The following is a 23,195-nucleotide window of genomic DNA, read 5'->3' as shown; positions in this document are numbered from 1 at the left end:
CGGCTAAGTAAGCGCAGGCTTACGCAGGCTGCGCTTCGCCCATGGCCGAGGCCGGCAGGCCGAACACGCGGTCGAAGGCCCAGTTGAAGACGAAGGTGTAGACCAGGAAGAACACCACCAGGCCCAGGTCCATCACCAGCGCCTGCCAGAGCGACACGCCCAGGCCCCAGGCCAGCATCGGCACCAGGAAGGCGATCAGGCCGCCCTCGAAGCCGATGGCGTGGGCGATGCGGCGCTTCAGGCTGCGCCCGCGCACCGCCTGGCGCGACTCCCAGCGCTCGAACAGGGCGTTGAAGGTCAGGTTCCAGATCACCGCGATGACCGAGGCGCCCACCGCCAGCAGGCCCGAGTGGCCGAGCCCCGCGTCCGACATCAGGGCCAGGCCGGCGCTGGCCGCCACGATGGCGATGCCCTCGTAGAGGGAGATGTAAACGATCCGACGCTGAAGGCCCTGCATGACTGTTTCTCTGTGTGTTTGACTGCGATGGAGGGACTTTATTTGCTTTTAGTTGATATAAAAAGTTAACTTATTTCAGTTTTATTGATAGATCGGCACGCCATGGCTTTCTCCAGCGACAACGTCGAGGTCTTCCTGGCCGTGATCGACCACGGCTCGTTCTCGGCCGCCGCGCGGGCGCTGCGCAAGGTGCCGTCGGCCGTGAGCATGGCCATCGCCAACCTGGAGGCCGAGCTGGCGCTGCCGCTGTTCGACCGCAGCGGTCGCGAGCCCCAGCCCACGTCCGCCGCGCGCTCGCTCGAACCGCAGGCGCGGCTGCTCGCGGCCCAGCTGCGGCAGTTGCAGGTGCAGGCGCTGGCGCTCACGCAGGGGCTGGAAGACCGGCTCACGCTGGCCATCGCGCCCGAATTGCTGGCCGCGCCCTGGAGCGGGCCGCTGGCCGCGCTGGCCGACGACTACCCGCTGCTGCAGGTCGAGGTGCTGGCCGCGCCCCAGGCCGACGCGCTGGCGCTCCTGCACAGCGGCCGGGCGCAGCTGGCGCTGGTGTTCGAGCGCCCCAGCCTCGACGGCCGCGAGGGCTTCCAGGAGGTGGGCAGCGACACCATGGTGGCCGTGATGGCGCCCGAGCACCCGGTGCTGCGCGCGGCGGCCGGCGGGCGCCTGCGCGAGGAGCACCTGACGAACACGCGCCAGATCGTGGTCGCGGGGCGCGACCTGGCCACCAGCGACCCGCGCTTCGTGTTCGCGCGGCATGTCTGGCGCACCGACAACGCGCTGGCCGCGCTGAGCCTGATCACCGCCGGGCTGGGCTGGGGCTGGCTGCCGCGCAACTTCGCGCGGCCGCACGTGGCGGCGGGCGCGCTGGTCGAGATCCCGTTCGAGAACCTCAGCAACGGGCTCGACCTGTGGGTGGACGTGGTGTGGTCGCGCGAACGGCCGCTGGGGCTGGGCGCGCAGCGCTTCGTGGCGCTGATCGCACGCGACCGGCAGGCGGCGGCCGGCATCGGGACGCCGGCCGTGTGAGCCGGGTCAATTCTTTCCGTGGCCGTGCCCGCCTCCACCGCCGTGCCCACCGCCCCCGCCGTGCGGACGCCCTCCTCCGCCCCCGCCGCCCCCGCCGCCCCCACCGGGCCGGCCCCCGCCCGGATGCGGATGCGACACGCCCGGCGGCGGCCCGGGCCGGAAGCCCGGCTGCGGGCGCGGCGGGCGGAACCCCGGGTCGACGGGCGGCCGGATGCCCGGCCCGTGCGGGGGACGGACCCCAGGTCCATGAGGCGGACGGACTCCGGGTCCGTGGGGCGGACGCACGCCAGGCCCCGGCCAGGGCCGCGGCTGCCAGCCCGGGTGCACGGGCGGCGGCGGGCGCCAGCCCGCGATCGGCGGCGGCGGGGGCCGGTGGCCCCACCAGCGCCGGTCGCCGTACCAGGGGCGGTCGCGGTAGTAGTCGGCCCAGTAGCTGCCGATCACGAAGCTCACGATCGGCACGCCGATGACCGCGCCGTAGGTGGCCAACGGCACGCGCTGCTGCTGGTAGGCGTAGTCGAGGTTCCTGGCCCAGACCCAGCCGCGCCCGCCGTCGGGCAGCACCACGTCGCACCAGCCGTAGCCGCTGGTGCAGCCGACCACGTCGACCGGCTGCCCCGGCCCGAGCCGTGCCACCAGCGGGTAGTCGCCCGAGGGCCCGGCGCGCAGGTTGACCGCGCCGCGCGTGAAGGCCTGCTGCGCCGCCGCCGCGAGCGGCAGCAGCAAAACGAGCGCGCCCAAGGCAGCGCGGCGCAAGAAGGATGTGGCGTTCATGGGAGGCTCCTGTGCGCCCCAGCGTAGGCGTGGGGCGGGGAGCCGTCAATCAGCCGAGAGCGCGCGCGGCGCCCGGCGTCAGGCGGCTTCTTTGTAGAAGCCGTTGCTGTTCAGCAGGCGGCCCTTGGCAGGCGCCACCGCCGCACCGATCGCCGCGATGTGGTCCGGCGTCGTGCCGCAGCAGCCGCCCACGATGTTCACCAGCCCCTCGGCCGCGAACTCGTGCAGCAGGCGCGAGGTGACGTCGGGCGTCTCGTCGAAGCCGGTGTCGCTCATCGGGTTGGGCAGGCCGGCGTTCGGGTAGCAGCTGATGTAGGTGTCGCCCGCCACGCGCGCCAGCTCCTGGATGTAGGGGCGCATGAGCGTCGCGCCCAGCGCGCAGTTCAGGCCGATGGCCAGCGGCTGCGCATGGCGCACGCTGTGCCAGAAGGCGGTGACGGTCTGGCCGCTGAGGATGCGCCCCGACGCATCGGTCACCGTGCCGCTGATGATCAGCGGCAGGCGCTGGCCGCTGTTGTCGAAGTACTCGTCCACCGCGAACAGCGCGGCCTTGGCGTTGAGCGTGTCGAAGATGGTCTCGACCAGGATCACGTCGGCGCCGCCTTCGACCAGCGCTTCGGTCTGCTCGTAGTACGCCGCGCGCAGCGATTCGAAATCGACATTGCGTGCGCCCGGGTCGTTCACGTCGGGGCTGATGCTGGCCGTCTTGGGGGTCGGGCCGAGGGCGCCGGCCACGAAGCGCGGCTTGTCCGGCGTGCTGTACTTGTCGCAGGCCGCGCGCGCCAGCTTGGCCGACTCGAGGTTCATCTCGCGCGCCAGGTGGGCCATCTTGTAGTCCTCCTGCGCGATGGTGGTGGCGCCGAAGGTGTTGGTCTCGATGAGGTCGGCGCCGGCCGCGAGGTAGGCCTCGTGGATGTCGGTGATGACGTCGGGGCGCGTGAGCGACAGCAGCTCGTTGTTGCCCTTCACGTCGCGCTCGAAGTCCTTGAAGCGCTCGCCGCGGTACTGCGCTTCGGTGAGCTTGAAGCGCTGGATCATCGTGCCCATCGCGCCGTCGAGGATGGCAATGCGGTTGGCGAGGATGCCCGGCAGCGCCTGGCCGCGGGTATAGATGAGGGGCTTGGTCATGTCCGCGATTGTAAAAACCCCGGTCTGGCCCGGCGCGCAGGCGGGTCTTGCCGGCGTCAGCCTTGCCCGCCCGCGATCTCCGCCAGCGCCTGCACGAAGCGCGCGTTGTCCGCGTCGGTGCCCACCGACACGCGGATGAAGGTCTCGAAGCCCGGCTCTTTCCAGGGCTTGACGATGATCCCGCGCGCCAGCAGGGCCTCGTTGACCGGCGCGTTGGGCCGCCCGAGGTCGACGAACAGGAAGTTGGCCGCCGAAGGCGCGATGCGCAGGCCCGGCCAGACCGACCCGGCCAGGGCGCGAAGCTGCGCCGCCAGCGCCTCGCGCTGTTGCACGGTGCGCGCCACCGCCTGCGCCATGAAGGCCTCGTCGCCCCAGGCCGCCAGCGCCGCGGCCTGCGCCGCCAGGTTCACGTTGAAGGGCGTGCGCACGCGGTCGAGCAGCTGCACCAGCGCCGCGTCGGACGCAATGCCGTAGCCCACGCGCAGGCCGGCCAGGCCCCAGGCCTTGGAGAAGGTGCGCAGCACGATCCAGGGAGAGCGGCCTTCGCCGGCCGCCTGCCATGCGCGCAGCAGGGCGAGCACGTCGGGGTAGCCGGGCGCCAGCCGCGCATATTCGTAATAGGCCTCGTCCACCACCAGCAGCGTGCCCGCGGGCACCGCCGCGAGCAGGCGCGCGAAGTCGCCGGCATCGAACATGCAGCCGACCGGGTTCGAGGGGTTGGCCAGCATCACCACCTTGGGCCCGCGCGCGAGCGCCGCGCACCAGGCGTCGACGTCGAAGCCGAGTTCCGGCGTGAGCGCCAGCAGCTCGACCTGCGCGCCCATCATGCGCGGGTAGATCTCGTGCAGGCCGAAGGCCGGGCGCTGCGTGAGCACGCGGTCGCCCGGCGACAGCAGCGCCTGGCACAGCATCTGCAGGATGTCCTCGGAGCCGTTGCCGATCACCACCTCGCCGGGCTGCGCACCGGTGCGCTGCGCGATGGCGGCACGCAGCGCCGTGGAGTTGGCGTCGGGGTAGGTGCCCGCGCGCGCCGCCAGGTCGACCAGCGCCCGCGCCACCGCGGGGCTGGGGCCGTAGGGGTTCTCGTTGCTCGCCAGCCGCGCGATCTCGCTGACGCCGTAGCGCGCGCGCACGGCGTCCGAGGACAGCCCCGCGTTGTAGGGCGGCAGCGGCGGCACCTCGGGGCGCGCGAACGCGTGGATGGCGGCGCTCACCGGGCGCCGCCTTCGACGAAGGCCAGCACCGCTTCCAGCATCCGGCGCACGTGCGGCTTCACGCCCGCGGCCACGTCGGGCAGGTAGTCGAAGGGCAGCGCTTCCTGCATGTAGCTCGACTGGGTCATCTCCAGCTGCACCGCGTGCACGCCGCCGGCCGGGTTGCCGTACTGGCGTGTGATGTGGCCGCCCTTGAAGCGGCCGTTGAGCACGCCGGTGTAGCCCGGCGCCGATTCGGCGATGCCGCGCAGCGTGGCGGCCAGCGCGGGGTCGCAGCTCTTGCCGTCGGCGGTGCCCAGGTTCAGGTCGGGCAGCTTGCCTTCGAAGAAGCGCGGCAGCACGGAGCGGATCGAGTGCGCGTCCCACAGCGCGACGGTGCCGTGCGCGGCCGTGAGGCGATCGAGCTCGGCCTGCAGCTGCTGGTGGTACGGGCGCCAGACGGCCTCGCGGCGCTCGGCAACCTCTTCGTCGGACGGGTGGTCTTCGGGCTTCGCATAGACCGGCGTGTCGTCGAAGGTGTCGACCGGGCACAGGCCGGTGACGCTCTGGCCCGGGTACAGGCTGGCGCCGTCCGGCGGACGGTTCAGGTCGACCACGTAGCGCGAGTGCGTGGCCACGAGCACCGAGGCGCCGAGCGCGTCGGCGAAGTCGTAGAGCTGTTCGAGGTGCCAGTCGGTGTCGGGCACGTGGCGCGCCTCGTCGGTGAAACGCGCGGCCAGCGCGGGCGGCACGTGCGTGCCGACGTGCGGCATCGAGATCAGCAGCGGGCGCGTGCCCTGGCGAAAGCGGAACGCCGGTTCGGTGGTGGTGAAGGCCATGGGAATTCAGTCCTTGAGGAGTTGGGTGCGCGCGGCAACGAAGGCGGCTGCGGCATCGCCATGCAGCGCGTGGCGCCCGGCCGTGACGCGTGGGCGACCCGCCACCCAGACCGCATCGACGGCCGAGGTGCGGTGGCTCGCGAACACATGGGCCGAGAGCATGTCGGGCGCCGACAGGCCCTGCAGCGCGAGGTGATGGGCATCGAGCACGACGAAGTCGGCCTGCTGCCCCGCGACCAGCCCGCCGACCGCGCGGCCCGCCGCCTGCGCCCCGCCCTGCACGGCTTCGAGCGTGAGCGCGGTGGCCACGTGCGGCTGCGCCGCGCTGGCGCCGACGTTGCGCTGGCGCCGGCCCAGGCGCTGGCTGTACTCGAGCATCAGCAGTTCCTCGGCCGCGTTGACGCTGGCGTGGCTGTCGGAGCCCACGCCCCAGGCGCCGCCGTGGCTGCGCCAGCGCGCGAAGTCGAAGATGCCGTCGCCGAGGTTGGCCTCGGTCGTCGGGCACAGGCCCGCGACCGCGCCGCTCTGGGCCGCGTATTCGTACTCGGCGTCGTTCATGTGCGTGGCGTGCACGAGGCACCAGCGCGCATCGACGCTCGCGTGGTCGAGCAGCCATTCGACCGGGCGCAGGCCGCTCCATTCCACGCAGTCGTCCACTTCCTTCGTCTGCTCGGCGATGTGGATGTGGACCGGCGCGGTGCGGTCGATGGCGTCCAGGCCGGCGAGCGCCTCGCGCAGGGCCTCGGGCGGCACGGCGCGCAGCGAATGCGGCGCCAGGCCCAGGCGCGCGCTCTGCGCGTCGCAGTCGGGCTTGAGCGCGTCGAGCAGGCGCAGCATCGATTCGGTCGAGCGGATGAAGCGGCGCTGTCCCTCGGTGGGTGGCTGGTCGCCGAAGCCGCTGGTCTGGTAGAGCACCGGCAGCAGCGTGAAGCCGATGCCCGTGTTCTGCGCCGCGCGCAGCAGCGCGCGGCTCAGCGCCGCGTCGTCGGCATAGGGGCGTCCGTCGGTGTCGTGATGCACGTACTGGAACTCGCACACGCTGGTGTAGCCCGCCTCGAGCATCTCGGCGTAGAGCCAGGTCGCGATGGCCTCCATGTGCCGCGGGCCGAGGCGCGCGGCAAAGCGGTACATCAGCGTGCGCCAGCTCCAGAAGCTGTCCTGCTGTTCGGCGCGGTGCTCGGTGAGTCCGGCGAAGGCGCGCTGGAACGCGTGCGAATGCAGGTTGGGCATGCCCGGGATCACCGGGCCGGTCGCCACCTGCGCGCCCGCGGGCGGTTGCGCGCCGGCCTGCACCTGCGTGAGCTGGCCGGCGTCGTTCCACGACAGCAGGACGTTCTTCGTCCAGCCCGCGGGCAGCAGCGCATCGGCTGCGAAAAGCGTGTGTGTCATTCGGTGGCTCCGATGGCGATGCGTCCCTGGCGCACCACGGCGCGCACCGGCTGCTGGCCGAACCAGTAGGCCAGCTCGGCGGCGTCGTGCAGGTTCCAGAGCACGAAGTTGGCGGGCATGCCGGGCGCGATGGCGCCGTGCGTGTCCTGCAGGCCCAGCGCGCGCGCGGCGTGCACGGTGACGCCGGCCAGCGCCTCGGGCACGGTGAGGCGGAACAGCGTGCAGGCCATGTTGACCATCAGCAGCAGGCTCAGCGTCGGCGAGGTGCCGGGGTTGTGGTCGGTCGAGACGGCCATCGGCACGCCCGCGGCGCGCAGCGCGTCGATGGGCGGCAGGTGCGTGTCGCGCAGCGTGTAGTAGGCGCCGGGCAGCAGCACGGCCACGGTGCCCGACTGGCGCATGGCCGCGATGCCGTCGGCCGACAGGTGCTCGATGTGGTCGCACGACAGCGCGCCGTAGCGCGCGGCCAGCGCCGCGCCGCCCATGTCCGAGAGCTGCTCGGCATGCAGCTTCACGGGCAGGCCCAGCGCCTTGGCGGCCTGGAAGACCTGCTCGGTTTCCGCGAGCGAGAAGGCGATGCGTTCGCAGAACACGTCGACCGCATCGACCAGCCCTTCGGCGGCGAGCGCGGGCAGCATCTCTTGGCAGACGAGGTCGATGTAGTCGCCGCTGCGGCCCGCGTATTCGGGCGGCAGCGCGTGCGCGCCGAGGAAGGTGGTGCGCACGGTGACGCCGTAGGCCTCGCCCAGTCGCCGCGCCACGCGCAGCTGCTTGCGCTCGTGTTCGAGCGCCAGGCCGTAGCCCGACTTGATCTCGATGGCGCAGACGCCGTCGGCCAGCAGCTGCTCGAGGCGCGCGGCGGCCTGGGCGAACAGCGTGTCCTCGTCGGCCTCGCGCGTGGCGCGCACCGACGAGACGATGCCGCCGCCGGCCTTGGCCACCTCTTCGTAGGTGGCGCCCGCCAGCCGCATCGCGAACTCGTTGGCGCGCTGGCCGCCGTAGACCAGGTGCGTGTGGCAGTCGACGAGGCCGGGCGTGACGAGCGCGCCGCCGCCGTCGTGCGGCGCGAGCCCCGCGAACTCGGCGGGCAGATCGGCGCGCGCACCGACCCAGCGGACCGTGCCCTGCGCGACCACGAGGGCGGCTTCGGCATCGGGCGCCAAGCTCAGGCCGGGCGCCGCACCGGGTGCCAGGCGCAGGCCGGTCCACAGGCCGTCGGCCGAGGGGAATTCGCTGGGGGGTGTCATCGTCATCTCCTGTTCTTTGCTTGGGCCGCTCAGGCCGGCACGAAGCGCACGGCCACCAGCCGCGCGCCGTCGCTCGCCGGTGCGGCCTGCCATGCCTGCGCGGCGTCGGCCCAGCACAGGCCCTCGCCTTCGCCCAGGGCTTCGCCGTCATTCAAGCGCCACTCGCCGCGCAAGGCCAGCAGCACGCCGTGCGGCGCGGGCGCGATGTCGGCGGCGCGTTCCAGCACCTGCACGTCGGCGCGCCACTGGCCTCCGCGCGCCATCACGTTGAAGTCGTTCGAGGCGCCGCCGAGCAGCGTGCAGTCGATCGGGTCGTCGCCCGAGAAGGCGAAGGGCTGGTGTGGCACGTCGAGCCGGTGCGACACGCGGCCGTCGTGCGTGAAGAGGCGCACGCCGTCGCCTTCGAGCAGCATGATCTGGCGGTCGATGCCCGGGAACACCGAGAACGGGCCGGGCGACGCGATGGTGGCGATGCTCACGCGCCAGCCGAAGCTGTCGAGCCCCGCGCCGTGCGGCCAGCTGGCGATTTCCTGCGTGGTGCCGCCGCCGTTCTTCCAGGGCGTGGCGCGCAGGGTCGCGCGCGAAAAACGCTGCACGCTCATCGCATCAACCCGCCCTGGCGCAGCTTCTGTTCGAAATGCCGCAGGATCAGCGTCATCGTGCCCGTGAGCATGAAGTACACGAGCGCGATGGCCAGGTACACCTCGAGCGAGCGGTACGACACGCTGATGATCTTCTGGCCTTCGTGCATCACGTCATGGATGGTCAGGAGCGACACCAGCGCCGAGTTCTTGATGAGCGCGATGAACTCGTTGCCCAGCGGCGGGATCATGCGCACCACGGCCTGCGGCAGCACGATCTGGCGCATGGCCACGCCGGGCGTCATGCCCAGCGATTGCGCGGCCATGGTCTGGCCTTTGTCGATCGACTGGATCGCGCCGCGCACGATCTCGGACACGTAGGCGCCCGAATACACGCCGAGCCCCAGCACGCCGCACACAAAGGCGGGCAGCAGGATGCCGAAGTGCGGCAGGCCGAAGAACAGAATGAACAGCTGCACCAGCAGCGGCGTGCCGCGAATCGCCGCCACGTAGGCGGTGCACACGCCGTAGATCCAGCGCCGCTTCGGGTTCAGCCGGCCGATGCCGACCAGCAGGCCCAGCACGCACCCCAGGGCCAGCGCGCAGGCGGTGATCTCCACCGTGACCAGCGCGCCGCGCAGCAGGTCGGGCCAGCCCTGCCAGACGGGCGAGAAATCGAAGTCCATGGCGCGCTTACTTGGCGGTGGCGCTGAACCACTTCTTCACGATGGCCGCGTAGGTGCCGTCGGCCTTGAGCTTCTCGATCGCGCCGTTCACGGCCTTGGTGAGCTCGGGCGTGTCCTTGCGGATGGCCATGCCGTATTCCTCGGTGGTGATCTGCTCGTCGAGCACCTTCAGGCCGCCGCGCGTGCGCACGTACTGGAAGGCGGCGGGCTTGCCGGTGACGGCAGCGTCGGCGCGGCCGATGTCCACGAGGTTGAACATCTCCTGGTTCTTCTCGACTTCCATCAGCTGCACCTGCGGGAATTTCTCCTTCGTGTAGGCCACCGACTTGGTGCCCACCTGCACGCTGACCTTCTTGCCGTTGATGTCGGCCGGCTTCTTGATGGTCGTGTTGCCGTCCTTCACCATGACCACGAGGCCGCCGGCGTAGTACGGCACGGTGAAGTCGACGACCTTCTTGCGCTCGTCGGTGATGTAGATGCCCGACACGGCCATGTCGAAGCGCTTGGAAATGAGGCCCGGCACGAGGCCCTTGAAGTCGATGTCGATCCACTCGATCTTGCGGCCCAGCGTCTTGCCGATGGCTTCCACCAGCTCCACGTCGAAGCCGGTGCGCTTGCCGTTTTCCACGAACTCCATCGGCGGGAAGGTGGCGTCGGTGGCCACGCGCAGCGGCTCGCCCTGGGCTTGCGCGGCGCCAGCGAAACCGAAGAAGGCGAGGCCGGACAGGGCGGCGGCGACGAGGGTGCGACGGGTGTTCATGGGGAGGGCTTTCGTGGAGGTGAGGGAGGGAGAAAGAAATAGAAAAGCGGCCTGGCTGCTACTGCAGTGCGCGCGAGATGCGGGCCGCCGTGACGACGGTCATGTGGACCAATGCAGCTTCCATGCCTTCGACGCGCGTGAGCGGCGCCATGAGCGTGATCGCCCCGCGCAGGCGCCGGCCCGCGGCCAGTACCGGCGCGCTCGCGCCCCAGACGCCGGCATCGACCTCGCCGTGGGTCACGGCATGGCCGGCGGCGCGGATGGCGTCGAGTTCGGCGGCGCGCTCGGCGCGGCGTTCGGGGGCTTCGCCCAGGCCGTCGAGCAGCAGGTCGCGCGCGTCGTCGGGCGCGTGGGCCAGCAGGCACTTGGCGCTGGCGCCGTCGCGCGCGGGCACGCTGCGGCCGCGGTCGAAGGAGCAGCGCAGCGACTGTTCGCTGTCGATCATCTCCAGGCACACGACGCGCTCGTTCACCAGGGTGACGAGCGCCACGCTCTCGTGGCTCTGCTGCGCCAGCACGCGCATGTCGGCGCGCGCGGCCATCACGAGGTCGGAGTTGCCGTCGAAGCCGCTGGCCAGCTGCACGCTGACGGGCCCCGGCGAGTAGCGGCCCTCGGACTCCATCACGAAGCCCCAGCGGCGCAGGGTGGCGACCTGGCGGTACAGCGTGCTCTGCGACAGGCCGGTGGCCTGCACCAGCTCGGCCGCCGTCATCGCCGCCTTGCTTTGCGCCAGCACCGACAGCACGAACAGCGCGCGGTCGTTGTGGGCGGGAGCGTCAAGGGGGGTCGTCATCGGGGGCAATCGCTGGGCGGTCGAAAGTGGATGCGGCGTGCAGTATCTTGCTCGCCGTTCTCACGACCAAGCCCGAATTCCCACGCGATGGGAATGAGCGCGTTTTTTCTTTCTACCTTCGTCTTACCGGGGCTCAGCGCACCAGCAGCGGAAAGAGCGGATCGTCCATCGGCGCGCCGGCCGGCAGGCGCTCGGCCAGGCCCGGGAAATCGGGCGAGGTCTTCCAGCTGCGCGGGGCGTGGCGGATGTCGTCGCCCAAAAAGCGCACCGAGAACACGCGGCGCCGGTTCGGCCCCTCGACGCCGGCGGCCGCATGCAGCGTGAGCATGTGGAAGCAGACGAAGTCGCCGGGCTCGATGTCCCAGCCGACGATCGGAAAGCGCTCGCGCGCGCCCTCGATGTCGGGCAGGTCGTCGAGGCTGCCTTCGGGGAACCACTTGGCGTGGTTGTCCATGAAGGTGCGCGGCATGAGCCACGGCCCCTTGTGGGAGCCGGCCACGAACTCGAGCGTGGCGGCACGCGACACCGGATCGACCGGAATCCACATGCTGACGTTCTGCATGCCCTCGATGTTGTAGTAGGGCTGGTCCTGGTGCCACGGCGTGCGCTGGCGCGTGCCGGGCTCCTTCACGAGCAGGTGGTCGTGGTACAGGCGCACGGTGTCCGAGCCCATGAGCCGCTGCGCGAGGGGCGCCAGCGGCGCCTGCCGGATGAAGCGGCCGAAGGCGTCGATCTCCTGCCAGTTGCAGAAGTCCTCGAAGAAACGGCCCGGGTCGTCGGGCCGGCTCGCGACCTTGGCGCGCGGGCTGGGCGCCGCCAGGTTCGCCTCGATGCCGTCCCGAAGCAGCGCGAGTTCGTCGGCCGTGAGCAGCTGGCGGATGCAGACCGCGCCGTCGCGCTGGAACTGCGCCACCAGCGCGTCGTCCACGCGTTCGCGCACGCGGCGCTGCAGGTCGGAAGCATCGAGGGTCATCGTCGGGTCTCCTTCGGGTGTCGGGTGTCGGGTGACCCGCTTTTTTACTTCACCTGCAGCGCCTGCCGGCGTTACTTGATCATCGGCAGCTTCAGGCCTTGCTTCTTCGCGGTGGCCACGGCGATGTCGTAGCCCGCGTCGGCATGGCGCATGACGCCGGTGGCCGGGTCGTTGAAGAGCACGCGCCCGATGCGCTTGGCGGCGGCGTCGGTGCCGTCGCACACGATCACCACGCCCGAGTGCTGCGAGTAGCCCATGCCCACGCCGCCGCCGTGGTGCAGGCTGACCCAGGTCGCGCCGCCGGCCGTGTTGAGCAGGGCGTTGAGCAGCGGCCAGTCGGAGACGGCGTCGGTGCCGTCCTTCATGGCTTCGGTCTCGCGGTTCGGGCTGGCGACCGAGCCGGTGTCCAGGTGGTCGCGGCCGATGACGATCGGGCCCTTGAGCTCGCCGTTCTTCACCATCTCGTTGAAGGCCAGGCCGGCGATGTGGCGCTCGCCCAGGCCGAGCCAGCAGATGCGCGCGGGCAGGCCCTGGAAGGCGATGCGCTCGCGCGCCATGTCGAGCCAACGGTGCGTGTGGGTGTTCTCGGGGAACAGCTCCTTGATCTTGGCGTCGGTCTTGTAGATGTCTTCCGGATCTCCCGAGAGCGCCACCCAGCGGAACGGGCCCTTGCCTTCGCAGAACAGCGGGCGGATGTAGGCGGGCACGAAGCCGGGGAAGTCGAAGGCGTTCTTCACGCCTTCGTCGAACGCGACCTGCCGGATGTTGTTGCCGTAGTCGACCGTGGGAATGCCCATGGCCTGGAAGTCGAGCATGGCCTGCACGTGCACGGCGCACGATTGGGCGGCGGCCTTCTTCAGGGCGTCGTGTTGCGACGCGTCCTTCATGGCGGCCTGCCACTGCGGCACGCTCCAGCCCGAGGGCAGGTAGCCGTTGATCAGGTCGTGCGCGGAGGTCTGGTCGGTCACGAGGTCGGGCTTGAGGCCGCCGGCCTTCGCGCGCTTCACCAGTTCCGGAAGGATATCGGCCGCGTTGCCCAGCAGCGCGATCGACACGGCTTCCTTGGCGTCGCAATGCTGCTTGATCAGTTCGAAGGCGTGGTCGATGTCGCGCGCCTGCTTGTCGACGTAGCGCGTGCGCAGGCGGAAGTCGATGCTCGACTGCTGGCACTCGATGTTCAGCGACACAGCGCCGGCCAGCGTGGCCGCGAGCGGCTGCGCGCCGCCCATGCCGCCCAGGCCGGCCGTGAGGATCCACTTGCCCGCGAGGCTGTTGTTGTAGTGCTGGCGGCCGGCTTCGACGAAGGTCTCGAAGGTGCCTTGCACGATGCCCTGGCTGCCGATGTAGATCCAGCTGCCCGCCGTCATCTGGCCGTACATGAAGAGGCCCTGGCGGTCGAGCTCGTTGAAGTGCTCCCAGTTGGCCCACTTCGGCACGAGGTTGGAGTTGGCGAGCAGCACGCGCGGTGCGTCGGCGTGCGTCTTGAACACGCCCACGGGCTTGCCCGATTGAATGAGCAAGGTCTCGTCGTCTTCCAGTTCCTTCAGCGAGGCGAGGATCTGGTCGTAGCAGGCCCAGTCGCGCGCGGCGCGGCCGATGCCGCCGTACACCACGAGGTCTTGCGGGCGCTCGGCCACCTCGGCGTCGAGGTTGTTCTGCAGCATGCGGTACGGCGCTTCGGTGAGCCAGCTCTTGCAGTTGAGCTCGGTGCCGCGCGGGGCGCGGATCACGCGGGTCGGGTCATGGCGCGGATCGGCGCCGGTGGGGGTGTTCAGGGCGAATTTGTCGGGTGCGTTCATGGCGTGGTTCTCCTTGTCGGGTGGCGGTCGGTACGGATCACTTCGAGTGGCTGGGCAGGATGTCGAGCAGCGCGGCCGGCAGGTCGGCCGCGAGCGCCCACAGGCGCATGGCTTCGATGTCGGGTGCGAGGTAGCGGTCGGTCTCGAGGAACGCGACCTTCTGGCGGATGCGGGCGAATTCCGCCTCGACCAGCGGCGAACTCTTCAGCTTGCGCTTGAGTTCGATGCCTTGCGCGGCGGCCATCGCTTCGATGCCCACCACCACGGCGGTGTTGTTGACCATGTCGCCCAGGCGGCGCGCCGCGAAGGTGGCCATCGACACGTGGTCTTCCTGGTTGGCCGAGGTCGGCAGGCTGTCGACGCTGGCGGGGTGTGCGTGCGACTTGTTTTCCGAGGCGAGCGCGGCGGCCGTGACCTGCGCGATCATGAAACCGGAGTTCAGGCCGCCGTCGCGCACCAGGAAGGGCGGCAGGCCCGACAGGCCGCTGTCGAGCAGCAGCGCGAGGCGGCGCTCGGCGATGGCGCCGACTTCGCTCACGGCCAGCGCAATGATGTCGGCCGCGAAGGCAACCGGCTCGGCGTGGAAGTTGCCGCCCGAGATCACCTCGCCGGTGTCGCAGAACACGAGCGGGTTGTCCGATGCGGCATTGGCTTCGATGACCAGCACGCGCGAGGCGTGGGCCAGGTTGTCGAGGCAGGCGCCCATCACCTGCGGGATGCAGCGCACCGAGTACGGGTCCTGCACGCGACCGCAGTCGGCGTGCGAGGGAACGATCTCGCTGCCGTCGAGCAGCGTGCGCACGGCGCCGGCCACGGCGATCTGGCCGGGCTGGCCGCGCGCGGCGTGGATGCGTGCGTCGAAGGGCTTGATCGAGCCCTGGATGGCTTCGAGCGACAGCGCGCCCGACATCAGCGCGGCGGCGAACACGTCTTCGGCGCCGAACAGGCCGGCCAGCGCCAGCGCGGTCGACACCTGCGTGCCGTTGAGCAGCGCCAGGCCTTCCTTGGGGCCGAGCACGAAGGGCTCAAGGCCGATGCTGCGCATGGCTTCGGCGCCGCTGACCTTCTTGCCGTCGGCCAGCGTGGCTTCGCCTTCGCCGATGAGCACGCAGGCCATGTGGGCCAGCGGCGCGAGGTCGCCCGAGGCGCCGACCGAGCCCTTGCACGGGATGCTGGGCGTGACGCCCGCGTTGAACAGCGCCAGCAGCGCATCGACCAGCGCGGGCCGCACGCCCGAGTGGCCGCGCGCCAGGCTCACGGCCTTGGTCGCGAGGATCATGCGCACCACCGGCGCGGCCAGCGGCTCGCCCGTGCCCACGCTGTGCGAGAGCACGAGGTTGCGCTGCAGCTCGGCCAGGTGGTCGTTGCCGATGCGCGTGCTCGCGAGCTTGCCGAAACCGGTGTTAATGCCGTAGACCACCTCGTCGTTCTCGACGATGTGGCGCACCGCGGCCTCGGCCTTGGCCATGCCGTCCTGCACCGACGGGTCGAGCGCAAGGTGCACGCCGCCGGCCTGGATGCGTCGCAGCATCGCAAGGTCGACCTTGCCGGGCGTGAGGGTCAATGTGGCGTTGGGGGTGGCGGTGTGATTGCTTGGCATGTGAACCTGTCTATACAAGTGGTTGCGAGAGAAAACGTGGGCCTCTGAGGGTCGAAAAAAAAACGGTCTGTCTAGCCGAACGTCGGGTTGCCGTCGGACTTGAATCGGCTGCCCAGGCTGTAGCGCGACGCGGGATGCAGGCAGCGCACCCAGGTCACGGGCGTGTTGCGGATCCAGGTGCGGCGCGTCAGCAGCAGGCAGGGGTCGGTGGGCGCCATCGCGAGCCGCTCGGCCTGTTCGGCGCTGGGCAGCACGGCATCGACGACGTGTTCGATCTGGTCGAAAGGCACGTTGCGCACCAGGTACTCGCTGGGCGGCACGGCCGTGAAGTCCTGCTCGAGAAAGTCGGGCACGACCTGCGGGTTGACGTAGCGCTCCTCGAGCTGCACGGGCGTGTCGTTGTCCAAGTGCAGGCAGGCGCTGTGGAACACCGAGTCGCCCGCGCGCAGGTCGAGCCAGGCGGCCACGTCGGGCGAGGCCGCGAGGCGCTCGACCGCGAGCATCTCGCAGCGGTAGTCGTGGCCGCGCTGGCGGATCTCGCTGGCGATGTTGGCGATCTGCAGCAGCGTCGACTGCGGCTTGTTCTCGGCCACGAAGCTGCCGACGCCGGCCACGCGCACGATGCGCCCCTGCTCCATGAGTTCGCGCAGGGCGCGGTTGACGGTCATGCGCGCCATGCCGAACTGCGCGACCAGCTCGTTCTCGGAAGGCAGGCGGTGGCCGGGCGGCCACGTGCCGTCCTGGATCTTGCGGGAGATGTGATCCTTGACTTGCGCATAGAGCGCGAGGGACGGCAGGTCGCGTTTCATCGTGCTTTCAATGTTCCGCGGCGGCCATCGACTCGGCGCGGATTTCTTCGGTCAGGCGCGCCTTGATGTCCATGAACTCGGGCGAGGTCTTGATGGTGTAGCTGCGCGGGTGCGGAAAGTCGACCGCGATCTCGGTCTTGATGCGGCCCGGCCGCGCGCTGAACACCGCCACGCGGTTGGCCATGAAGATCGCCTCGTCGATGTCGTGCGTCACGAACAGCACCGTCTTCTGCGCCGACTCCCAGATGCCCAGCAGCAACTCCTGCATGAGCACGCGGGTCTGGTTGTCGAGCGCGCCGAAGGGCTCGTCGAGCAGCAGCATCTTGGGGTCGTTGGCCAGCGCGCGCGCAATGGCGGTGCGCTGCTGCATGCCGCCCGAGAGCTGCTTGGGAAAGTGGTGCTCGAAGCCGCGCAGGCCGACCTTGGCGATGAAGAACTCGCTGCGTTCCTTCTGGTCGGCTTCGCTCATGCCGCGCTCGCGCAGGCCGAAGCGGATGTTCTGCGCCACCGTGAGCCACGGGAAGAGCGTGTAGCTCTGGAACACCACGCCGCGGTCGGCGCCGGGGCCTTCGATGCGCTCGCCGTCGAGCATCACCTGGCCGGTGGTCGGGAAGTCGAGCCCCGCCACGATGCGCAAGAGCGTCGATTTGCCGCAGCCCGAAGGGCCGAGGATGGTGACGAAGTCGTTCTCCTTCACCTCGAAGTCGATCGGCTGCAAGGCCTGCGTGCGCTGGCCCTTGGTGCCGGTGAAGACGCGCGAGACGCCCTGGATGGAGAGTTGATTCTTCACAGTGCAGCCCATGCAAACAGACGGCGATTCATCGCCTTGAAAGCGAAGTCGGACAACAGGCCGATGACGCCGATCACGATGATCCCGAAGATGATCTGGCCGGTGTTCAACAGCGCCTGGCTGTCGGTGATCATGTGGCCGATGCCCGACGAGGAGCCGATGAGTTCGGCCACGATCACGTAGGTCCAGGCCCAGCCCAGCACGAGGCGCAGCGTTTCGGCGATGCCCGGTGCGGCGCCCGGAATGAGCACGCGCGCCACGATGCCGCGGCTGTTGGCGCCCAGCGTGTAGGCGGCCTCGACGAGGTCGCGCCGCGCGCCGCCCACGGTGACGGCCACCATCAACACGATCTGGAAGAACGAGCCGATGAAGATCACCAGCAGCTTCTGCATTTCGCCCAGGCCCGCCCACAGGATGAGCAGCGGGATGAAGGCCGAGGCCGGCAGGTAGCGGCAGAACGAGACGAAGGGCTCGAAGAAGGCCTCGACGGTCTTCCAGGTGCCCATGGCCACGCCCAGCGGCACCGCGATGACGGCCGCCAGCAGGAAGCCGCCGAACACGCGCCACACGGTCATGCCGATGTCGCCGATGAAGCCGTACTCGGTGAAGAGCAGCCAGCCCTCCTTGACCATCGTGATCGGGCTCGCCAGGAAGGTGGGCGACACGAAGCCGCCCAGCGTGGCGATGCCCCACACCACCACGAAGAGCACGAAGAAGCCCAGCCCCAGCATCGTGCGCGCGGATGCGCTGATGGGTTCGAGCGGCGCGAACACGCGACGCCGCACGGGAGGCGCGGGCGGCGGCGTCACGGCGCGCGCCGGGGCGGCGGTCATCGGTTGCATCTGCGGCAAGGCCTTACTTGACATAGCTGGCGTCGAAGGTGGCGGCATAGTCTTCCGGCGCCTTGCGGATCACGCCGGCCTCCAGCAGGATGGCCGCGGCTTCCTTCATGAAGCTGGTGAGCTCGCCCGCGAAGAACTTCTGGTTGGCGGCCTTGTCCTGCCAGCGCAGGTAGGCCGACGACTTGGCGAACTGCTCGCCGCTTTGCTTGACGGCCGAGCCCATGAGCTCGTTGGCCTTGGCAGGGTCGGCCTTGATCATGTCCAGCGCGTCGAAGTACGACTTGGTGAGCGCGGCGGCAGCCTTGCTGTTGGCCTTGAGCCAGGTGGGCGCGCAGCCGACGGTGTCCATCACCATCGGGTAGTCGAGCGTGGTGGCCAAAATCTTGCCGGCGGCGGGGTTGGCGCGCACGGTCGACAGGTAGGGCTCGTAGGTCATGGCGGCGTCGTTCTGGCCGGCCACGAAAGCTTGCGCGGCGGGCTGCGGCTCGAGCGAGACCACCTTCACGTCCTTCAGGCTCATGCCGTTCTTGCTGAGCATCCAGGCCAGGCCGAAGTACGGCGCGGTGCCGGGGGCGCTCACGCCGATGCTCTTGCCCTTGAGGTCGGAGAAGCTCTTCACGTCGTTGCGCACGGCCAGGCCGTCGGCGCCATAGGACTTGTCCATCTGGAAGATCTGCACGATCGGCACGCCGTTGGCGTTCCAGGCCACGTGCGTCTCCACCGTGGTGGCCGCGCACTGGATCGCGCCGGAGGCCAGCGCCAGGTGGCGGTCCTTCTGCGGGATCATCTTGAGTTCGACGTCCAGCCCGTTCTTCTTGAAGATGCCGGCCTTGTCGGCCAGCGAGAGCGGCGCAAAGCCGGTCCAGCCGGACATGCCGAGCGAAATCTTCGTGTCCTGGGCGGCGGCCGTTCCGGCCATGCCCGCTGCACATGCACCTGCTGCCAGCAGCGAAGCGACTTTCACAACTACCGTCTTGACCATGGGGACTCCTGGTTCCATTTTTTGAGAGAGGTGACTCGGCGATACATGCCCGGGGGATGTGGGCAGCACGCCTCGCATTGTTGCCAGGCGCCCCAACTTGTATATACAGGATAACCCGAAAGTCCTGTTTTGGTGCATCTCCGAGAGAAATGCCCCAGTTTGCTGTCTAGACAAGAGGGGTGCCGGGACGGGGTTCACCATTGCAAACGCCGTGCCACAGTCATATCGGAGCCGCTGGGGGACAATCGGCGTCCGCCCCGGCTCCGGCCCTTTTCTCCCCCTCTCCCGCCCTTCGCACCCCCGCCTGTGTCTTCCCTCGCTCCCCGCCCCTTCGACGCTTCCAGCGACGGCAGCAGCTCCGGCAGCGCGGCCCCCGCCGACATCCTTCACGACGTGTTCGGCTACGCGCGCTTTCGCGGGGCCCAGCAGGACATCGTGGAGCACGTGGTGGGCGGCGGCGACGCGCTGGTGCTGATGCCCACGGGCGGCGGCAAGTCGCTCTGCTATCAGATCCCGGCCATCGCGCGGCAGCGCGCGGGGCGCGGCGTGGCGGTGGTGGTGTCGCCGCTGATCGCGCTGATGCACGACCAGGTCGGCGCGCTGCACGAGGCGGGGGTGAGCGCGGCGTTCCTCAATTCAACGCTCGACTGGGAGCAGACGCAGGACGTGGAACGCCGCATGCTGCGCGGCGAGATCACGCTGCTGTACGCGGCGCCCGAGCGCGTGAACACGCCGCGCTTTCTGTCGCAGCTCGATTCGCTGAACGAGCGCGGCAAGCTCTCGCTGTTCGCCATCGACGAGGCGCATTGCGTGAGCCAGTGGGGCCACGACTTCCGCCCCGAGTACCGCGCGCTCACCGTGCTGCACGAGCGCTACCCGGGCGTGCCGCGCATCGCGCTCACGGCCACGGCCGACGACCTCACGCGCGCCGACATCGTCGAGCGGCTGCAGCTGGAAGAAGCACGCCAGTTCGTCTCCAGCTTCGACCGTCCGAACATCCGCTACACCATCGTCGAGAAGAAAGACGCCACCACGCAGCTGCTGCGCTTCATCGAGCGCGAGCACGAGGGCGATGCGGGCGTGGTCTATTGCCAGTCGCGCAAGCGCGTGGAAGACCTCGCGACGACGCTGCAGGGCGCCGGCATCAACGCCCTGCCGTACCACGCGGGGCTCGATGCGGCGGTGCGCCAGAAGCACCAGGACCGCTTCCTGCGCGAAGAAGGCATCGTGATGGTCGCGACCATCGCCTTCGGCATGGGCATCGACAAGCCCGACGTGCGCTTCGTCGGCCACGTCGACATGCCCAAGAACATCGAGGGCTACTACCAGGAAACCGGCCGCGCGGGCCGCGACGGCGCCCCCGCCGACGCCTGGATGGCCTACGGCCTGAACGACGTGGTGAACCAGCGCCGCATGATCGACGAGAGCCCGGCCGGCGAAGAGTTCAAGCAGGTGATGCGCGGCAAGCTCGACGCCCTGCTCTCGCTGGCCGAGGCCAGCGACTGCCGCCGCGTGCGCCTGTTGGGCTACTTCGGCGAGAAGAGCACGCCCTGCGGCAACTGCGACAACTGCCTGAACCCGCCGCAGGTGTGGGACGGCACCGATGCCGCGCGCAAGCTGCTGAGCACGATCTACCGCGTGCAGCAGCTCAGCGGCATCAGCTTCGGCGCCGGTCACATCATGGACATCCTGCGCGGCAAGGCGACCGAGAAGGTCAAGCAGTTCGGCCACGAGCGCATCAGCACCTTCGGCATCGGCGCGGAGTTCAGCGAGGTGGCGCTGCGCGGCGTGCTGCGCCAGCTGATCGCCACCGGCGCGCTGGCGGTGGACGCCGAAGCGTTCAACACGCTGAAGCTCACCGAGGGCTCGCGCGCGGTGCTCAAGGGCGAAACCTCGGTGTCGCTGCGCGAGTCGGTGTCGTCGCCGGCCGAGCGCAAGCCCCGGCGCGAGAAGGCCGCCAAGGGCGCACCGTCGCCGGCGGCGGCCTCGCTGGACGACGTGGGCAAGAAGCGCTTCGAGGCGCTCAAGGCCTGGCGCGCCGAGGTGGCCAAGGAACACAACCTGCCGGCCTACGTGATCTTCCACGACGCCACGCTGGCCGCCATTGCCGAGCGCGCCCCCGCGACGCTCGAAGACCTGCAGGGCATCAGCGGGATCGGCACGAAGAAGCTCGAGGCCTACGGCGCAGAGGTGCTTCGCGTGTGCGAAGCCTTCTGACCCTCTCCGGCTAGAGCAGGCGGGCGGCCTTCGAGAAATCGATGGACGCGAGCACTGCGGCGCGCATGGCCGTCAGCAGATGGCGCTCGTCGTTGCTGCGCTTCTGGAAGGTGTAGGTCAGCGCGGGCAGGGCCTGGCGGGTCTTCAGGATGCGCAGGTCGCCGCGGCGCGACAGCAGGCGCGCCCAGCCTTCCGGCAGGAACCCGACACCGATCCCCTCGATCAGCAGGCCGGCGACGGCGCCCCAGCTGTTGCAGCTGAGGCGGTGCGGCGCCTCGAGGTTCTCGGCCATGAGCCATTCGTCGAGCAGGCGGCTGGTGCCCGCGCCGGTCGGCAGCGTCACGATGGGATGTTGCGCGAGCAGCGGCGCGCCGAGGGTCGTGGTCTTGCCCGCCAGCGCGGGCGCGGCCACCCACACGAAATGCGCCTGGCCCACGGTGTGCGACGAGATCAGCCCGTGGTGCGGTGAGCGCCCGGCGATCACCGCGCAGTCGAGCTCGCCGTTGCGAAGGCGCTCGTCCAGCGCCGAGCCGAAGTTGACATGCGGCTCCAGGCGCAGGTCCGGCAGGTGCCGTCCCACGTGCGCGACGAGCTGGGGCAGCCAGGTCAGCGCGCTCAGTTCGCCGATGCCGAAGGTGCAACGGCCGCCGAGGCTGGCGGGCGCGCCGATCGACCGCTTCGTTTCGTCGGCCGCCAGCAGCAGCGCGGCGGCGCGCGGCAGGAAACGCTCGCCCGCGTCCGTGAGCGTGGCCCGCTGCCCGGCGCGGTCAAACAGCGGCGCGCCGAGCGACACCTCCAGCTCGGCCAGTCGCTTGGACAGCGACGAGGTCGACAGGTGCAGCCGCTGCGCCGCGAGCGCAAAGCTGGCGCAGGTCGCGGCCCAGTAGAACGCCTCCAGTTGCTTCAGCGTCATGCGCCGTTCCTCTCTGTCATTTCGAAAAAAGCGAAATGACAAATTACCATAAATTCGCTTTTTTAAAACCTTCTGCCCCCCTACAGTCCGCGCGGACCGAACGACTGACTGGATGGCGGACATGACTGTTTTCTCGCGTGCCTTCGATGCCCCGCGCACCGCACCGGCGCAAGCCCCTGCTGCTGCGGCCGCGACACCACGGCGTCTGGCCGGCATCCTGTCGCTGCAGGACTTCGAGCACGCGGCCAAGCGCCGGCTGCCGCGCCCGCTGTTCGGCTACATCGCCGGTGCGGCGGAAGACAACCGCTCACTGGACGCCAACCGCGCCGCGTTCGACGCGCACGATTTCCTGCCCCGGGTGCTGGTCGATGTCTCCCGACGCTCGCAGGAGGTCACGTTGTTCGGCCAGCGCTACGCGTCGCCCTTCGGGATCGCGCCGGTCGGCATCAGCGCGCTGTCGGCCTACCGCGGCGACCTGGTGCTCGCGCAGGCGGCGCAGGCGGCCGGCATTCCCGCGGTCATGAGCGGCACCTCGCTCATTCCGATGGAAGAAGTGGCCCAGGCCGCGCCCGGCACCTGGTTCCAGGCCTACCTGCCGGGCGATGCGGCGCGCATCGACGGCCTGGTGGCGCGCATCGCCAACGCGGGCTTTCGCCACCTGGTCGTCACGGTCGACATTCCGGTCTGGGCGAACCGCGAAAACAACGTGCGCGCCGGCTTCACGACGCCGCTGCGGCCCAGCCTGCGGCTGGCATGGGACGGCCTCGTGCGGCCGCGCTGGCTGCTCGGCACGCTCGCGCGGACCTTCGTGACGCACGGCATGCCGCATTTCGAGAACTCGTTCGCCACGCGCGGCGCGCCTCTTTTCTCCAGCACCGCGATCCGCGACACGACCGGCCGCGACCACATCCACTGGGACCACATCGCCCGCATCCGCCAGCAGTGGCGCGGGCCGCTGATCCTGAAGGGCATTCTTCATCCGGCCGATGCGCGGCGCGCGCGCCAGCTCGGCGCCGATGGCCTCATCGTCTCCAACCACGGCGGCCGGCAGCTCGACGGCGCGGCCCCGGCCCTGCGCGCGCTGCCGCAGGTGCTGGACGCCGCGGGCGAACTGCCCGTGATGGTCGACGGCGGCGTGCGCCGCGGCAGCGATGTGCTGAAGGCGCTGGCGCTGGGCGCCAAGGCCGTGTTCGCCGGTCGGCCGTTCATGTATGCCGCCGCCGTGGGCGGCCACGCGGGCGTCGCGCACGCGATCCGGCTGCTGCGGGACGAGGTCGACCGGAACATGGCCATGCTCGGCGTCAACGACCCGGGCGAACTCGACGCGAGTTGCCTGATTCCGCGGCGCCCCTGATCGGCCCCCACTCATCCCACCCATTTCATCAATCCAAGAGGAGGAA

Annotated in this window: 22 protein-coding genes; 3 read left to right on the top strand and 19 right to left on the bottom strand. The window is 70.0% G+C overall.

Annotated features, from left to right (window positions below; genetic code table 11):
* Positions 1-19 precede the first annotated feature (19 nt).
* Positions 20-457 carry a PACE efflux transporter gene (locus tag AC1RAA_RS26220; RefSeq protein ID WP_062473998.1) on the bottom strand — a complete coding sequence of 146 codons (438 nt, stop codon included), beginning with the start codon at positions 455-457 and terminating at the stop codon, positions 20-22.
* A 102-nt stretch (positions 458-559) separates the two neighbouring features.
* On the opposite strand from AC1RAA_RS26220, the gene AC1RAA_RS26215 reads away from it, so the two are divergent.
* Positions 560-1,480 (top strand): LysR family transcriptional regulator, encoded by a 921-nt coding sequence (locus AC1RAA_RS26215; protein ID WP_062474000.1) that lies wholly within the window; start codon positions 560-562, stop codon positions 1,478-1,480.
* 6 nt (positions 1,481-1,486) lie between these two features.
* On the opposite strand, the gene AC1RAA_RS26210 is transcribed toward AC1RAA_RS26215, so the two are convergent.
* The 17 genes from AC1RAA_RS26210 to AC1RAA_RS26130 form a co-directional block, all read right to left on the bottom strand.
* A complete protein-coding gene (locus tag AC1RAA_RS26210; RefSeq protein ID WP_492731352.1) occupies positions 1,487-2,254 on the bottom strand; it encodes an SH3 domain-containing protein in 768 nt (255 codons plus the stop codon).
* A gap of 78 nt (positions 2,255-2,332) precedes the next feature.
* Positions 2,333-3,382, bottom strand: a complete 1,050-nt coding sequence (locus AC1RAA_RS26205; protein ID WP_062482298.1) for a homocysteine S-methyltransferase family protein — start codon at positions 3,380-3,382, stop codon at positions 2,333-2,335.
* Positions 3,383-3,438: 56 nt separating this feature from the next.
* A complete protein-coding gene (locus AC1RAA_RS26200) occupies positions 3,439-4,596 on the bottom strand; it encodes a histidinol-phosphate transaminase (RefSeq protein WP_492731350.1) in 1,158 nt (385 codons plus the stop codon).
* Positions 4,593-5,414 (bottom strand): N-formylglutamate deformylase, encoded by an 822-nt coding sequence (gene hutG / locus AC1RAA_RS26195; RefSeq protein WP_062482294.1) that lies wholly within the window; start codon positions 5,412-5,414, stop codon positions 4,593-4,595. The genes AC1RAA_RS26200 and hutG overlap by 4 nt, the downstream gene beginning before the upstream one ends.
* 6 nt (positions 5,415-5,420) lie before the next feature.
* The gene (locus AC1RAA_RS26190) at positions 5,421-6,803 is read right to left on the bottom strand and encodes a formimidoylglutamate deiminase (RefSeq protein ID WP_492731348.1); all 1,383 of its coding nucleotides are present in this window, start codon (positions 6,801-6,803) and stop codon (positions 5,421-5,423) included.
* Positions 6,800-8,056, bottom strand: a complete 1,257-nt coding sequence (gene hutI / locus AC1RAA_RS26185; RefSeq protein ID WP_492731347.1) for an imidazolonepropionase — start codon at positions 8,054-8,056, stop codon at positions 6,800-6,802. The genes AC1RAA_RS26190 and hutI overlap by 4 nt, the downstream gene beginning before the upstream one ends.
* Before the next feature lie 23 nt (positions 8,057-8,079).
* Complete coding sequence (locus tag AC1RAA_RS26180; protein ID WP_492731345.1) at positions 8,080-8,652, bottom strand: HutD/Ves family protein; 573 nt, start codon at positions 8,650-8,652, stop codon at positions 8,080-8,082.
* A complete protein-coding gene (locus AC1RAA_RS26175) occupies positions 8,649-9,317 on the bottom strand; it encodes an amino acid ABC transporter permease (protein WP_062482282.1) in 669 nt (222 codons plus the stop codon). Before AC1RAA_RS26175 ends, AC1RAA_RS26180 begins: the two co-directional genes overlap by 4 nt.
* Positions 9,318-9,324: 7 nt before the next feature.
* The gene (locus AC1RAA_RS26170; protein ID WP_489060354.1) at positions 9,325-10,077 is read right to left on the bottom strand and encodes a transporter substrate-binding domain-containing protein; all 753 of its coding nucleotides are present in this window, start codon (positions 10,075-10,077) and stop codon (positions 9,325-9,327) included.
* Positions 10,078-10,135: 58 nt separating this feature from the next.
* Complete coding sequence (locus tag AC1RAA_RS26165) at positions 10,136-10,870, bottom strand: IclR family transcriptional regulator (protein WP_492731343.1); 735 nt, start codon at positions 10,868-10,870, stop codon at positions 10,136-10,138.
* Positions 10,871-11,003: 133 nt separating this feature from the next.
* Positions 11,004-11,843, bottom strand: coding sequence for a phytanoyl-CoA dioxygenase family protein (locus tag AC1RAA_RS26160; protein ID WP_307589766.1), 840 nt, complete (start codon positions 11,841-11,843; stop codon positions 11,004-11,006).
* A 71-nt stretch (positions 11,844-11,914) separates the two neighbouring features.
* Positions 11,915-13,642 (bottom strand): urocanate hydratase, encoded by a 1,728-nt coding sequence (gene hutU / locus AC1RAA_RS26155; RefSeq protein WP_492731341.1) that lies wholly within the window; start codon positions 13,640-13,642, stop codon positions 11,915-11,917.
* 37 nt (positions 13,643-13,679) lie between these two features.
* Entirely contained in the window at positions 13,680-15,242 is a 1,563-nt protein-coding gene (gene hutH, locus AC1RAA_RS26150; protein ID WP_492731339.1) for a histidine ammonia-lyase, read from the bottom strand.
* 71 nt (positions 15,243-15,313) lie between these two features.
* Positions 15,314-16,051, bottom strand: coding sequence for a histidine utilization transcriptional repressor HutC (gene hutC / locus AC1RAA_RS26145; protein WP_062481289.1), 738 nt, complete (start codon positions 16,049-16,051; stop codon positions 15,314-15,316).
* Between the two features lie 7 nt (positions 16,052-16,058).
* Positions 16,059-16,853: an ABC transporter ATP-binding protein gene (locus AC1RAA_RS26140; protein ID WP_062481286.1), complete on the bottom strand. Its 795-nt coding sequence runs from the start codon at positions 16,851-16,853 to the stop codon at positions 16,059-16,061.
* The gene (locus AC1RAA_RS26135; RefSeq protein WP_370681937.1) at positions 16,838-17,683 is read right to left on the bottom strand and encodes an ABC transporter permease; all 846 of its coding nucleotides are present in this window, start codon (positions 17,681-17,683) and stop codon (positions 16,838-16,840) included. Before AC1RAA_RS26135 ends, AC1RAA_RS26140 begins: the two co-directional genes overlap by 16 nt.
* Before the next feature lie 13 nt (positions 17,684-17,696).
* Positions 17,697-18,665, bottom strand: coding sequence for an ABC transporter substrate-binding protein (locus AC1RAA_RS26130; RefSeq protein ID WP_492687201.1), 969 nt, complete (start codon positions 18,663-18,665; stop codon positions 17,697-17,699).
* A 306-nt stretch (positions 18,666-18,971) separates the two neighbouring features.
* Here AC1RAA_RS26130 and recQ point away from each other — a divergent pair, with 306 nt between their 5' ends.
* Positions 18,972-20,882: a DNA helicase RecQ gene (recQ, locus tag AC1RAA_RS26125; RefSeq protein WP_492731337.1), complete on the top strand. Its 1,911-nt coding sequence runs from the start codon at positions 18,972-18,974 to the stop codon at positions 20,880-20,882.
* A gap of 10 nt (positions 20,883-20,892) precedes the next feature.
* Here the strand turns inward: recQ and AC1RAA_RS26120 are convergent, their stop codons facing one another.
* Positions 20,893-21,795 carry a LysR family transcriptional regulator gene (locus AC1RAA_RS26120; RefSeq protein ID WP_062481283.1) on the bottom strand — a complete coding sequence of 301 codons (903 nt, stop codon included), beginning with the start codon at positions 21,793-21,795 and terminating at the stop codon, positions 20,893-20,895.
* Positions 21,796-21,916: 121 nt separating this feature from the next.
* Here AC1RAA_RS26120 and AC1RAA_RS26115 point away from each other — a divergent pair, with 121 nt between their 5' ends.
* Positions 21,917-23,149, top strand: a complete 1,233-nt coding sequence (locus tag AC1RAA_RS26115) for an alpha-hydroxy acid oxidase (protein WP_492731334.1) — start codon at positions 21,917-21,919, stop codon at positions 23,147-23,149.
* Positions 23,150-23,195: the final 46 nt, after the last annotated feature.

The sequence above is a fragment of the Variovorax sp. GW823-FHT04F07 genome, assembly GCF_058795995.1.
This window is presented reverse-complemented; position numbering and strand designations above follow the sequence as displayed.